13 protein-coding genes are annotated in these 11596 nt (G+C 71.5%); 7 read left to right on the forward strand and 6 right to left on the reverse strand.

Features of this window, described 5'->3' with window-relative positions; all coding sequences use genetic code 11:
- The first annotated feature begins 76 nt into the window (after positions 1 to 76).
- Complete coding sequence (locus DEJ14_RS08880; protein WP_111086399.1) at positions 77 to 1045, forward strand: beta-ketoacyl-ACP synthase 3; 969 nt, start codon at positions 77 to 79, stop codon at positions 1043 to 1045.
- A gap of 18 nt (positions 1046 to 1063) precedes the next feature.
- On the opposite strand, the gene DEJ14_RS08885 is transcribed toward DEJ14_RS08880, so the two are convergent.
- Complete coding sequence (locus DEJ14_RS08885) at positions 1064 to 1981, reverse strand: hypothetical protein (RefSeq protein ID WP_181437625.1); 918 nt, start codon at positions 1979 to 1981, stop codon at positions 1064 to 1066.
- 38 nt (positions 1982 to 2019) lie between these two features.
- Here DEJ14_RS08885 and DEJ14_RS08890 point away from each other — a divergent pair, with 38 nt between their 5' ends.
- Positions 2020 to 2649, forward strand: a complete 630-nt coding sequence (locus tag DEJ14_RS08890; protein ID WP_111086358.1) for a hypothetical protein — start codon at positions 2020 to 2022, stop codon at positions 2647 to 2649.
- A 35-nt stretch (positions 2650 to 2684) separates the two neighbouring features.
- Here the strand turns inward: DEJ14_RS08890 and DEJ14_RS08895 are convergent, their stop codons facing one another.
- From DEJ14_RS08895 to DEJ14_RS08915, 5 genes are all read right to left on the reverse strand, one after another.
- Positions 2685 to 3608 (reverse strand): putative endonuclease domain-containing protein, encoded by a 924-nt coding sequence (locus tag DEJ14_RS08895; protein WP_111086357.1) that lies wholly within the window; start codon positions 3606 to 3608, stop codon positions 2685 to 2687.
- 257 nt (positions 3609 to 3865) lie between these two features.
- Positions 3866 to 4234, reverse strand: coding sequence for a flagellar assembly protein FliW (gene fliW / locus DEJ14_RS08900; RefSeq protein ID WP_111086356.1), 369 nt, complete (start codon positions 4232 to 4234; stop codon positions 3866 to 3868).
- Positions 4231 to 5100 carry a flagellar hook-associated protein FlgL gene (flgL, locus tag DEJ14_RS08905; RefSeq protein WP_181437624.1) on the reverse strand — a complete coding sequence of 290 codons (870 nt, stop codon included), beginning with the start codon at positions 5098 to 5100 and terminating at the stop codon, positions 4231 to 4233. The genes fliW and flgL overlap by 4 nt, the downstream gene beginning before the upstream one ends.
- Positions 5101 to 5114: 14 nt before the next feature.
- Positions 5115 to 6536: a flagellar hook-associated protein FlgK gene (gene flgK, locus DEJ14_RS08910; protein ID WP_111086354.1), complete on the reverse strand. Its 1422-nt coding sequence runs from the start codon at positions 6534 to 6536 to the stop codon at positions 5115 to 5117.
- A 4-nt stretch (positions 6537 to 6540) separates the two neighbouring features.
- Entirely contained in the window at positions 6541 to 7026 is a 486-nt protein-coding gene (locus DEJ14_RS08915) for a flagellar protein FlgN (protein WP_111086397.1), read from the reverse strand.
- Between the two features lie 444 nt (positions 7027 to 7470).
- On the opposite strand from DEJ14_RS08915, the gene DEJ14_RS08920 reads away from it, so the two are divergent.
- The 5 genes from DEJ14_RS08920 (at position 7471) to DEJ14_RS08940 (ending at position 11482) form a co-directional block, all read left to right on the forward strand.
- Complete coding sequence (locus DEJ14_RS08920; protein ID WP_111086353.1) at positions 7471 to 8289, forward strand: sigma-70 family RNA polymerase sigma factor; 819 nt, start codon at positions 7471 to 7473, stop codon at positions 8287 to 8289.
- Between the two features lie 117 nt (positions 8290 to 8406).
- Complete coding sequence (locus DEJ14_RS08925) at positions 8407 to 9246, forward strand: flagellin N-terminal helical domain-containing protein (protein WP_181437623.1); 840 nt, start codon at positions 8407 to 8409, stop codon at positions 9244 to 9246.
- A gap of 92 nt (positions 9247 to 9338) precedes the next feature.
- Positions 9339 to 10739, forward strand: coding sequence for a flagellar filament capping protein FliD (fliD, locus tag DEJ14_RS08930; RefSeq protein WP_111086396.1), 1401 nt, complete (start codon positions 9339 to 9341; stop codon positions 10737 to 10739).
- Between the two features lie 10 nt (positions 10740 to 10749).
- A complete protein-coding gene (locus DEJ14_RS08935) occupies positions 10750 to 11223 on the forward strand; it encodes a flagellar export chaperone FliS (RefSeq protein ID WP_111086351.1) in 474 nt (157 codons plus the stop codon).
- The gene (locus tag DEJ14_RS08940; RefSeq protein ID WP_146249814.1) at positions 11213 to 11482 is read left to right on the forward strand and encodes a hypothetical protein; all 270 of its coding nucleotides are present in this window, start codon (positions 11213 to 11215) and stop codon (positions 11480 to 11482) included. The genes DEJ14_RS08935 and DEJ14_RS08940 overlap by 11 nt, the downstream gene beginning before the upstream one ends.
- Positions 11483 to 11596: the final 114 nt, after the last annotated feature.

Raw genomic sequence — 11596 nt, forward strand, 5'->3', positions numbered from 1 at the left:
CTGCATGCGGGGTCGTTGTGGTGCTGCATGCCTTCGGGGGCATGTTCTGGTTCGGGGGAGGAGTACCGTGACGACGGTGAACACCCCAGCACTCCGTGGCAGCCGGATCCTCGGGTTCGGTCACCACCAGCCCGAACGCATCCTGACCAACGACGAACTCTCGACCATGGTCGACACCAACGACGAGTGGATCCGCACCCGGACCGGGATCCAGACCCGCCACATCGCCGGGCCGGACGACACCGTCACGTCGATGGCGATCGAAGCGGGCCGCAACGCCCTCGCCGACGCCGGCGTGTCGCCCTCGGCGGTCGGACTCGTCATCGTCGCCTCCACCACGCACCAGGACCGTGCGCCCTACACCGCCGGTCGGGTCGCAGCCGCCCTGGGCATGACGAACGGCCCGGCGCCGATCGACATCAACACCGCGTGCAGCGGGTTCGAGTACGCACTCGCCCTCGCCGACCAGTCGATCCGCGTCGGGTCCACCGACGTCGCGCTCGTCATCGGGTCCGAGACCCTCTCCGCCATCGCCGACTGGACCGACCGGTCGACGTGCGTGCTCGTCGGTGACGGGGCCGGTGCCGCCGTGCTCGGCGCCGCCGACGTCCCCGAGATCGGGCCCGTCTCGTGGGGCAGCGTGCCGCACCTGCTCGACGCGGTGCGGGTCGAAGGGACGCCCGGCCGGTTCAACCAGGAGGGCCGCTCGATCTACCGCTGGGCCATCACCGAGGCCGAGGGGCACGCCCGCAAGGTCGTCGAGGCAGCCGGGCTCACCATGGACGACATCGAGGTGTTCGCGTTCCACCAGGCGAACCTGCGGATCATCGAGCCGCTCGTCACCGCCCTCGGCGGGGAGTCGAAGTTCGTCATCCGCGACGTCGTCGAGTCCGGGAACACCTCGGCCGCCAGCGTGCCGCTCGGATTGTCGAAGGCGTGGGCGCGTGGCGACCTGCCCGAGGGCGTCCCCGCGCTGCTGTTCGGCTTCGGCGGCGGGTTCGCGCACGCCGGACAGGTCGTCAGGACACCGGTGCGGTCGTTCTGATCGGGCCTGCCGCCCGGCTCAGCGCTCGGGCGTCTCCGACCAGAGGTCCTCGTCCTTCGCCGAGCCTCGGCGCCAGCCGAGTTGCTTCTGCTGCTTGGGCTGCTTGGGCGCCTTCAGCTGCTTCTCCTTGGGCTGCTTGTCCTTCGGCTGCTTCTCCGGCTTGGTGGGCTTCGGCTCGAGCACGATCGGGAAGTGTGCCGACGGCGGCCCGAACCCGGTCCGCGAGGCCTGGATGACCTTCCGCCCGAGCGCGTGGTTGCCGAGCCCGCCGACGGCGGCGCCGATCCCGAACGGCAGTGCACGGCCGAGCACCGACGTCCCCTGACGCACCGCGAACCGCTTGATGAACTGGTCGCGGACCTGCCCGCCGAGGCCGTTCACGACCTGCTTCGGCAGGGACGAGGTCACCATCTCGCCCCAGAACGCCGTGCGCGCCTGACCGCCAGCGATCTGCCCGCCGAGCTGCTTGATGAGCTGTGTGCCCGGAGCGCCGAGGATCATCGCCATCACCAGGGTCCGTGCCCGTTCGGGGTCGTCCAGGGCGATGCCGTGGACCTCGGTCACCGACTGGGCGAACAGCGCGGTCGTCTCGAGGAACCCGACCGTCTCCGCGCCGCTCAGCCCGAGGGCTGCCACCATCCCGACACCGGGGATGACCGCACTCGCACCGACCGCTGCGCCACCGGTGGTGACCGCGGTGAGGTACTGCCGCTCGAGGATCTGGATGACCTCGGCGGGGGTGGCGTCCGGCTTGCGTCGGCGGATCGCGTTGACGTGCGCCACGACCACCGGGCGCTGGACGCTGATGGCGCGGTCGAGCCACTTGACCCACCCGCCGGGTTGTTGCGGCTGCGGGGTCCGGGAGTCGTCGGGCATGGGGGAGACCTGGGCGTTCGGCAGCGGCACGATCGCCTGGTCCTTCGGGGAGCGGGCCATGCGCTCACCGTACGCCGGGCATGTGGGAGGCTCGCTGGATGGACATCGACGGCGCGCCCGGTCCGGCTGACGACGCTCGGCGGGCCTCCGGGTTCCTGACGGTCGCCGAGGTGCTCGGCTTGCTGCCCGAGGTCGTGGTGCTCGACCCCGGCTCCGTGCTCGTCGGCGCGGACGTCACCCTTGCAGCCGGGGTGGTGCTCTACCCCGGAGCCGTGCTCGAGACCCGTGCCGGGGGCTCGATCACCGTCGCATCCGGCGCGCGGCTCGGTCCGGGCCCGCTCACCGTCGTCGCCACCGCGGCCCGGGTGACCATCGGTTCCGGTGCCGAACTGGGCCCGGGGCCCGTCACGATCACGGCGACCGGGGCGGACGTGCTCGTGGGGGACGGGGCTCGGTTGTCGGGCGGCTGCCTCGTCGAGGGCCCCACCGAGCTCGGTGCCGGTGCGCAGGTGCTCGGGACGGTCGCCGTCCGTGACGCCGAGCTCGCAGCCGGCGGCGACCACCGCGAACCCGACCCGGATCGGCGTGCCGGTGTGGTGAAGGGTGTCGGGCGGGTCCACGGCGTGCGGGTCGGTACCGGCGAAGTGATCGTCGGCGGCGGCGTGCCGAGTGCGCCGCTCGTCGTCGAACGGCAGCGTGCACACCACCCGGAGGCGCCGAGCCACTGACCCCGGCCGGGCCCTCGGAGCCGCTCGCCTGCGCGTCACCGGCACGGGACACCCGCCCGGCGGAGTGCTGCACGCACGCGGTCGGGCTGCATGAGGTCGGCCCACGACAACCGGATGACGAACCGGACCTCGGGGAACGACCGGATGAAGTCCTCGCGACGCTTCTCCTGCCAGTGCGCCTCGGCGGTGCTCCGCCCCTCGAGCATCGTCGGGTCCTCGTACTTCGCGCGGCCGTCGACCTCGACCACGACGCCCTGATCCGGGAACCAGAAGTCCACGACGGCCGTCCCACCTCCGGTCCGTCGGAACTCGTACTGCTGCACCGGCTCCGGTGCCCCGACCTGCCGGAAGCGCACCCGGCACACCGACTCCGCCGGCGACCCCGACAGCGCCGACCCCATCCCGATCGCCACCCCCGCCTTCGTCTGCGCCGAGCCCCGCAGTTCGAGATCAGCGGCCAGCGCCTCGGGCGTCGTCCGGCGATCCGCGAGCAGCTGGTCCACGACGGGCAGCGACTCGAGCAGCGGACGGGTCGCAGCGACGTCCACCGCGCTCCGCGCCCACCCGGTGGTCCGCAGTCCGCCGGACTCGATGTACGCGGTCGGTGGCCGTGCTGCAGTGCCGTGCCGGACGAACCAGGCGGTCACGCGCGTGTGGGTCGTTGTCGGGTCGGACACGTGGACCTTCGTCGGCGCGTTGCCGACGAGCGGCAGCCCGAGCACGGCGCACGCGGACTGGTGGGACACGAGGTCGCTGGCGCGGATGCGGTGGAGCGATGCTCGGACGAGGACGTGGTGTCGTTCACCAGGGTGGAGCTGTTCGAGCGCCCCGGGCCGGACCAGGACGCCGGGTCGGATCCGTTCGAGGACCCCGCGGTGGACATCACGTTCGAGCGCCCGGCGTTCGGGATCCGGAAGGCCGGTCGTGCGGATGAGTTCGATGTCGTTCGCTCTGCCCATGCCCACAGGCTGGTGGAAGCGAGTCGGAGCGAGAGACCTACCGCGACGATCTGTGGACAGTCGAGCGCAACCGCCCTGTGTGGAGGAACGAGGGCGCTCCATTCGTGTGCATCTTGCGACGATGCACGTGTTGATCACCTCGTGCTTTGTCGACTCATGCACACGCAACAGTTGCGTGCGCATGTTCCGACGAACCACGCGCCGATCGACTCGTGGATTGTCGCAAAACGCGTGCGGCCGACCGGCCCCCGCAGCACCTACGCCCGCGCGAGCTCCGCCCGCAGCGGCAGGTCCTGGTCCTCCAGGATGAGCTGCGCGCCCACGGCGGTCCGGGCGTTCACGACGATCGGCGCGAGCAAGTTGACGGTCGTGCCCGACGCGCCGGGGTTCGCCACCACGAGCAGCATCGCGTCGGCGGGGTCGGTCAGCTCGAGCCCCGCGGCCTGCTCGTCGGTGAGCTCGGGCGAGTACGACGGCAGGTGCACCGCGGCGTCGAGCACGAACAAGCGCGAGGAACCCCCGACGAGGGTGAACAGGCCCTCGGCGCCGTCCACCGGGGTCAGCGTGAAGACCGGTGCGGGGGACAGGCCGAACGGCGGGACGGCGAAGGTCAGGGAGATGCTCATCGGAGGTAGTCCATCAGGGTCGGCTGCAGGACCTTCGCGGTGACGGCGAGGGCTGCCTGGTAGTTGGTCTGCTGCACCTGCAGGTCGAGGACGGCCTTGGCGAGGTCGACGTCCTCGATGCCGGCGCGGCGGTTCTCGAGCGAGACGGCCGCGGTCTTCAGCGAGTCCTGCGCGGCGAGAGCGGTCGCGTGCCGGACACCGACGTCGGCCTGGGCGCCGCGGACGGCCCCGAGCGCGCTGTCGACGTCGTTGATCCGCGCGTTCACGTTCACCCCGTTCTGCAGGTCGCTGACGATGGAGTCGAGCACGCCGAACACCGACGACGCGCCGGTGCCGAAGACGTCGGCCCCGGCGGTGTCGACGCGCACGGTGGTGCCGTCGCCGATCCGGCGGGAGACGTCCGTGCCGGAGGCCGCCCACCCGGTCGCCGGGTCGTACGCGGCGGTGGCGGTCGAGGCACCGGCGAAGACCGAGCGGGTGCCGTAGGTCGTGTTGGCCCGTGCCTCGAGGTCGGACTTCAGCGACTGGAACTGCGTGATGAAGGCGTCGCGGTCGGTGTCGCTCATGGTGCCGGAGTTCGCCGCCTGCACGGTCAGGTCCCGCACGCTGTTGAGCACCGAGTAGACGCTGGACAGGGCGCTGTCGGTGGTCGCGAGCCAGGCCACGGCGTCGTTCGCGTTGCGCGTGTACTGCGCGGCGGCGGCCTGCTCCTTGCGCACCTGCATCGACGACGCGGTGCCGACGGGGTCGTCGGACGGCTTCTGGATCGCCTGCAGCGTGGTGGCCTGCTCGGTCAGCTGCGCCACGCGCGCCGCACCGGTCTGCAGCCGTGCCGAGGCCGCGGCCATCGACATCTGGGTGGTCACCCGGGTGATCACGATCAGCCCCTCCCGACGAGTCCGACGCGGTTGATGATGGTGTCGAGCATCTCGTCGACGGCGGTCAGGACGCGTGCCGCGCCCTGGTACGCGTGCTGGTAGCTCAGCAGGTTCACGTTCTCCTCGTCGAGGTCGACGCCGGCGCTCGACTGCTGCTGGGTGCGCGCGTTGGTCAGGGCGAGTCCGGTGAGCGTCGACTCCGTCGCGGCCGACCGGGAGGCGGTGCCCACCCCCGCCACGAACGTCGCCCAGGTCGTGTCGGCGGCTCCAGGGCCCGTGCCGAGTCGCGAGAGCGCGTCGGCGAACGAGTCGTCGAGCTGCCCCGCCGCGTTCCGCGTCGCCAGGCCGCTGCCGTCCGTCGGGACGACCGACAGGCCCTGCGCTGCCGGGACCCCCGCCGCGAGGGCGAAGAACGCGGTGCCGGTGGTGCCGGCCGGGGTGGTGCCGGTGGCGTGGACGGCGTTGACCGTGGTGGCGAGCTGGGTCGCGACGGCGTCGTAGGACGCGGCAGCCTGGGCGAGTGCGCCGCCCGTGCCGTCCCCGTTCGCCGGGGCGAGGACGGCGAGGGCGCCACCGATCGACCCTCCGCTGAGGGACACCGCGCCGGCGGTGCCGGAGGTCCAGGTCAGGGTGACAGCGGCACCGTCCGCGAGGCGTTCGCCACCACCGAGGGCGACGGCGCGGGCGTCGGTGCCCTGCACGAGCGGGTTGCCGCCGAGCAGCACGTCGACCGTGCCGTCCGCGTTGGTGCGGGTCGTCCCGCCGGCGAGCGTCGCGATCTGCTCGGTGAGCTGGTCGCGCTGGTCGAGGAGTTCGTTCGCGTTGCCGCCGGAGGCCAGCGTGGTGCGGATCCGCCCGTTCAGGTCGGCCACCTGCTTCGCGGCGTCGTTCAGCTGGGTCACCTGGCCGGCCGCGGTGCCCCGGACCGAGGACCACTGCGCGTCGACCGCCTTCGACCCGGCGGCCAGGGCCGAGGCGACGGTGCCCGCTGCGCCGAGGACGGCGCTGGCGGCACCCGGGTCGTCGGGGTGACTGGCGAGTTCGCTCCACGACGACCAGAAGGCATCGAGCTTGGCGCTCAGGCCGTCCTTGCCGGGCTCGTGCAGGCCGGTCTCGAGGGCGGACAGTGCCGTCGCACGGGCGTCGGCATAAGCGGAGGACCCCGCGGCGACCCGGACGCCGACGTCGAGCGTCAGCGATGCCAGGCGGGCGATGCCGTCGACGGAGACGCCCTGACCGGCGAGGGCGGCGGTGCCGCGCATGAACCCGGTCTGGGTCGCGGGGATCGAGTTCTGCGTGACGCGCTGCCGCGTGTACCCGGCGGTGCCGGCGTTCGCGATGTTCTGGCCGGTGACGTCGATGCCGGCGCGGGCTGCGGCGAGGCCGGAGTACGCGGTGGCGAGGGCGCCGAAGGTGCTGACCACGGGGTTACAGGGTCCCCTCGAACAGGCGGGCGCCGTCGGAGCCGGAACCGGAGGTGCCCGAGGCGTCGTAGGTCGCTGCGGTCGTCACGGTGCCGGCGAGGGTCTCCTCGGTGGCCTGGGCGGCGGTGCGGAGGAAGCGGTCGTTCTCGTCGCGCAGGGCGCCGATCTGGGTGGTCAGCTCGACCATCGCGGTCAGGTGCGCGGCGAGGATCTCGCCCCACGGGCCGTTGGGTGCGGCGGCGACGACGTCGCGCAGGGGAGCATCGGCGGGGACGCCCCACTCCTCGGCGACCTCGGCACTCGACGCGGCGCGCTCGAGTCCGGTGCTGCGGAGTCGTTCGAGGACCTGCTCGACCTCGCGGCTGGCGTGCGACACCCAGCGGGAACGGCCCGCGGTGAGCAGCAGCTGCTCCTCCTCGAGCTTGAAGGTGAGCAGCTCGAGCAGTTCGCGTTCGCGCCAGAGCACGGCGGACAGGTCGTTCACGCTCATCAGCTCCTCCCGTGTGGGTCGTCGTCGGGTGTTCGGGTCCACCATCCGGCGGACACCGAGACCTATCGACCCGACGGCGGTCGCCGTAAGCGGTGGGGGACGTGACAAGCGAGGCGGACGACCCCCGGGCCTCCCGTATCCACCCCGTCCGGGGGCCGGGAACGGTCGTTCTACCGGGTGGGTCCCCCCAAATGCGGACCGCGAAACACCGTGATTGCCCCCGCACTGGGGACGGATGAACCCCTGTTCAGGACTTTGCCAGCCGATACATTCAGAACGCACCACGAGGGCGACCTCGAACCGCGCGAACGAGGCGCGGGGTGCGCCGCTCGGAGGGAACCGGGCGGATCTTCGGCGTACGCACCGGCCATCCGAGGCCGGCGTTCGCCGTGCCCACGGACGGGTGAGTCAGGACGTTCACCTCAGGTCGATCAAGGGATCAGCATGGACCGCACCGCACGCAACGCGATGATCGTGGAGCACCTCCCGCTCGTCGGCTACATCGTCGCCGACGTCCGCTCCCGTGCCACGCACCTCGACCGCGACGACCTCGCAGCCGTCGGGTCCCTCGCCCTCGTCGCCGCTGCCGACGCGTTCGACCCGACTCTCGGCGTCCCCTTCGGGGCCTACGCACGGACCCGGATCGCCGGAGCCCTCGCCGACGACATGCGCTCGGCCGACTGGGCGTCCCGTGGCACCCGGAAGCGGATCCGCGAGACCCTCGCCACGCAGGAGGCCCTGTCCGCCCGACTCGGCCGGAGCGTCGGTGTGCAGGAGGTCGCGGACGCGATGGGCGTCGACCGACAGACCGCCTCGGACGCCATGAGCGACGCGGCCCGCATCGTCGCGCCCCTCGACGAGACCGTGCACGACCTCGTCGCCGCCGACCTGCCGTTGCCCGGTGACGACCTGCTCGAGACCGAGAAGCGCCGCTACCTGCGTGCGGCCGTCGAGGCGCTGCCCGAGCGGATGCGCTTCGTCGTCGAGGCCGTCTACTTCGGGGACCGCTCGGTGACCGACGTCGCGGCGGAACTCGGCATCACGCACTCCGCCGTGTCGCAGCAGCGCTCCGAGGCGATGCGGTTGCTCCGCGACGGACTGGCCGCCCACTACGGCGACGGCGGTGCCGCTGCCGAACCCGCCTCGCGCACCACCGCGGCCCGCCGGAGCGCCTACCTCGCACGCGTCGCGTCGAACGCCGCCGCCGGCGTCGCACGTGCCGTCCACGACGCGACCGCGCCGGTCGCCGTGGCGGCGAGCTGAACCGTCGACGGGTATTTCCGTCGATTCCCTAACGGCTCCCGGCACCCGGTCGAGAGTCATCCACGTCAGCCCACGGACGGGCTGTAGTACGACCCAGCATTCACGGAGGAAACCACCATGGGTATGTCCATCAACACCAACCTCTCGGCACTCAACACGTACCGGAACCTCAACTCGACGCAGAACGACCTGTCGAAGTCCCTCGAGAAGCTCTCGTCGGGTCTCCGCATCAACCGTGCTGCCGACGACGCGGCCGGTCTGTCGATCTCCGAGGGGCTGAAGTCCCAGGTCGGTGGCCTCACGGTCGCCGCCCGCAACGCGCAGGACGGCATCTCCGTCGTGCAGACCGCTGAAGGTGGCCTCACCGAGACCCACTCGATCCTCCAGCGCATGCGCGACCTGGCCGTCCAGGCCGGTAACGACTCGAACAACGAGGACTCGCGCAAGGCGATCACCACCGAGGTCGGCGAGCTCACCAAGGAGCTCACCCGCATCTCGCAGTCGACCAACTTCAACGGCATCAACCTGCTCGACGGCTCCGCCGGCACCGCAGGCGTCCTGAAGTTCCAGGTCGGCGCCAACGGCGACGCGGCGAGCCAGATCGACGTCGACCTGTCGAAGTCCAACGTGGAGTCCGTGTCGACCGCTGTCGGCGCCCTCACCTTCGACAGCGCGACGAACGCTCAGGCCGCCATCACCGCGATCGACGAGCAGATCAAGTACGTGTCCTCGGCACGTTCGAGCATCGGTGCTGTCCAGAACCGCTTCGACCACGCCATCAACGTGACGAACGTGGCCAAGGAGAACCTCACCGCTGCCGGTTCGCGCATCACCGACGTCGACATGGCCGAGGAGATGGTCAAGTACACGCGCGACAACATCCTCAGCCAGGCCGGCACGTCGATGCTCGCGCAGGCGAACCAGAGCACGCAGGGCGTGCTCTCGCTCCTGCGCTAGCACCCACGACGCCGCCTTCCGGGATCGTTCAGGCTTCCCGGGAGGCGGCGTCGCCCTCCTGACCATCCCCACGACGCCAGGGAGTGTCGACGATGTCATCGTCCGTGTCCTCGAGCACCAGCCTCGCGATCGACGGGCTCGTCAGCGGGCTCAAGACGACCGACCTCATCAACTCGTTGATGAGCGTCGAGGGCGTGCCGCAGACCCTGCTCAAGAACAAGCTCACGAGCACCAACTCGTTCATCTCGTCACTGCAGACGATCAACGGGTTGGTGCAGGCCCTCGCGACCAAGGCGAAGGACGCCGCGAAGGCGACCTCGCTCGACCTGTTCACGGCCACGAGCTCGTCGTCGGCCGTCACCGCCGTCACCGGCACGAACGCGAGCGCCGGGTCGCTGACGTTCAGCGTCGGCTCGACCGCGTCCGCCCAGGTCGGGGTCACCGCCGCGATGTCCACGTGGTCGGCCGCTGCCGAACCGATCACCCTGGTGGGCGCCGACGGCACGAAGACCACCGTCACGCCGTCGTCGGGCTCCCTCGACGACACGGTGTCGGCGATCAACAAGTCCGGGGCCGGCGTCACCGCCACGAAGGTCGCCGCGGGTGCGGCCGCCGACGGCACCAAGCTCTACCGGCTGCAGCTGACGTCCGCCAAGACCGGGGCCGCTGGCGGTTTCGAGGTGTACCGGGGGACTGCCGACCAGGTGACCGCAGGCACCGCGACGAACGTGCTGACCGAGGTCGGCGCCGCGGTCGTCGCCCAGGCGAAGGACGCCAGCGTCACGCTGTGGGCCGGCACCGCCGCCGAGCAGACGATCACGAGCGCGACGAACACGTTCACCGACCTGGTCCCCGGGCTCAGCGTCACCGTGTCGAAGGCCTCGACGGATCCGGTCACGGTCGGCGTCACACAGGACACCACGAAGGCCCAGTCCGTGGCGTCCGGACTCGTCGACGCGATGAACGCGGTCTCGGCCTACTACAAGACGAACACCGCGGTGACGAGCAGCACGAGTGCCACCAGCGGATCGACGACCACGACCGCCGGGGTCCTGATGGGCGACGGCACCACGCGCGACGCCGTACAGCGCCTGGGCAGCACCATGTCGGCGCCCGTCGGTGGGCAGTCGCCGTCGTCGATCGGCATCTCGATCACCAAGGACGGCAGCTTCACCTTCGACGCCGAGGTCTTCCAGAAGGCCCTCGCCACCGACCCCGAGGGCACGCAGGCGATGCTGTCCGGTGTCGCCGCGAACGTCGGTGCCGCTGCCACCGCGGCGTCCGACAAGTACGACGGGTCCATCACCACGACGATCACCGGCCAGCAGGCGGTCGCCAAGGACCTCAACACCCAGATCGACAGCTGGACCGACCGACTCACGATGCGCCGCGCATCGCTCCAGACGCTGTACTCGTCGCTCGAGACCAGCCTCAGCAAGCTCCAGTCCCAGTCGAGCTGGCTCGCCAGCCAGCTCGCTGCGACGACGAGCTGACGGGATCACCATGACCTTCGACTTCCAGGCCGCCGCCTTCCGCCAGGCCGCGCAGCCCCGCACCGTGACCGACCAGCGTCGCGCCCAGTACACGAACGAGGCCGTCCTGTCGGCCACCCCGGCGCAGCTCGTCACGATGCTCTACGACCGGCTGCTGCTCGACCTGCACCGCGCCGAGGCCGCACAGACCACGGCCGACTGGGACGCCGCCCGCGAACAACTGCTGCACGCGCAGGCCATCGTCGGCGAGCTGTCGTCCACGCTGCGGATCGACGTCTGGGACGGGGGTGAGGGTCTGCTCGCCGTCTACAACTACGCGTCGACGTCCCTCATCACCGCGAACGTGCACCGCGACGTGCAGGCCACGCGCGACTGCATCCGGATCCTCGAACCCCTCCGGCAGTCGTGGCACGACGCCGCCGCGTCGCTGCCGGCGACGCCGGCCCGCCAGCAGGCGACGGGCGGAGCCCTCGGTGTCGCCTGACACCTGGGAGGCGGCACTCGCTTCCCTGGAACAGGATGTGGCGCTCGACGACGGCACCGGGTGGTCGGAGCCGGCCGGGCTGGGTCCGGTGCCGCGCGAGTTGGTGGGGCGTGCCTCCCGGCTGCTCGCTGCGCAGCGCGGCCGCATCGCGGAACTGGAGTCGAGCCGACGGGCGACGCTCGAGCACCTCGGTGCGCTGCGCGCCGTCGACGCGACGCGCGAGCCCCGTGGCGCGGTGTACCTCGACGCGTCCGCCTGACCCCGCGCTCCCGCCACCTGTGCCGCGACGAAGCACGCGTCGTTCGACGAGTGGTCTGTCGCAGAAGTGGTGCTACCCCCGTTCGGGGCGAGGGCTAACGCGGCCGGGGACGGG

The sequence above is a fragment of the Curtobacterium sp. MCJR17_020 genome, assembly GCF_003234365.2.
Lineage (GTDB): Bacteria > Actinomycetota > Actinomycetes > Actinomycetales > Microbacteriaceae > Curtobacterium.

What these genes read in the sequence shown, in the direction of transcription:
- DEJ14_RS08885 (WP_181437625.1), bottom strand. Translation starts at nt 1,981, where the DNA reads ATGGCCCGCTCCCCGAAGGACCAGGCGATCGTGCCGCTGCCGAACGCC.
- DEJ14_RS08890 (WP_111086358.1), top strand. Translation starts at nt 2,020, where the DNA reads ATGGACATCGACGGCGCGCCCGGTCCGGCTGACGACGCTCGGCGGGCC.
- DEJ14_RS08895 (WP_111086357.1), bottom strand. Translation starts at nt 3,608, where the DNA reads ATGGGCAGAGCGAACGACATCGAACTCATCCGCACGACCGGCCTTCCG.
- fliW (WP_111086356.1), bottom strand. Translation starts at nt 4,234, where the DNA reads ATGAGCATCTCCCTGACCTTCGCCGTCCCGCCGTTCGGCCTGTCCCCC.
- DEJ14_RS08915 (WP_111086397.1), bottom strand. Translation starts at nt 7,026, where the DNA reads ATGAGCGTGAACGACCTGTCCGCCGTGCTCTGGCGCGAACGCGAACTG.
- DEJ14_RS08920 (WP_111086353.1), top strand. Translation starts at nt 7,471, where the DNA reads ATGGACCGCACCGCACGCAACGCGATGATCGTGGAGCACCTCCCGCTC.
- DEJ14_RS08925 (WP_181437623.1), top strand. Translation starts at nt 8,407, where the DNA reads ATGGGTATGTCCATCAACACCAACCTCTCGGCACTCAACACGTACCGG.
- fliD (WP_111086396.1), top strand. Translation starts at nt 9,339, where the DNA reads ATGTCATCGTCCGTGTCCTCGAGCACCAGCCTCGCGATCGACGGGCTC.
- DEJ14_RS08935 (WP_111086351.1), top strand. Translation starts at nt 10,750, where the DNA reads ATGACCTTCGACTTCCAGGCCGCCGCCTTCCGCCAGGCCGCGCAGCCC.